The sequence below is a fragment of the Shewanella sairae genome, from assembly GCF_023283535.1.
Lineage (GTDB): Bacteria > Pseudomonadota > Gammaproteobacteria > Enterobacterales > Shewanellaceae > Shewanella > Shewanella sairae.
Genome location: NZ_JAKILT010000206.1, coordinates 1 through 731 on the forward strand (window position 1 = coordinate 1; position 731 = coordinate 731).

General features: G+C 46.6%; 1 protein-coding gene. It reads right to left on the reverse strand.

What is annotated here, in order from left to right; translation table 11 throughout:
- Positions 1–155: reverse transcriptase N-terminal domain-containing protein (locus L2748_RS24195; RefSeq protein ID WP_220783681.1), on the reverse strand; the 155-nt coding region annotated here is incomplete at its 3' end.
- Positions 156–731: the final 576 nt, after the last annotated feature.

Below are 731 nucleotides of genomic sequence, written 5' to 3' on the forward strand. Positions count from 1 at the left end.
CACTGCAATGCTTTGGCTTTGCCGTGTCTACCTTCTCTTATTGCCTTTGCAATACGCATTTGAAGCTTTAATACATGCGCCTCTACGGCCTGCCAATTGATGGCTTGCCATAGTGCACCGTAAGAAGATGCACTAATTTCATTCGAAATCATCATTTGCTTTTCTCCTTTAATAAAGTTCTTCACACTCTCTTGCAATGAGAGACCAGTCGGAAGTGGGCTCACTTTCGTGATCAGACATAGGCCTGTATCTGCATCATTACAATGCAGCCTTTGCTTTTTCCAACCTCCTCTACCTGCATTGCTATCGGCCGAATAAGCTTTCCCAGAGGGAGCAATACAGGCTTACCATGTTCCGTATGTCACGCGACGACAGGTTAGATGCCCGCTATAGTGCGAAGAGTCTATTGATCACGAAAGAGCATGGAGCAATCTCTTTCCTACTCTTGTTGCCTTTTGGCCACAGCGTATAAACCACTTCCGCTGCTCATGATATAACGCACCTTATGCGGATTCACATACGTTCATCATACTGTCTACCTAGCACTTACCCAACGTGTGGTTATCAGGAGGGGCTTTGTCTCACGACTTAGCCCCCGACAGGTTTTAAACCTATCTTCGTTACATTGTCAGAGCCGCTACTTTATTCAGGCTCCTAGGTTCATCTGGTGATACAGATGGTCCACTCTATTAAGCGGTGGACAGCGCTTCATACGACCTCATGTCGCACGC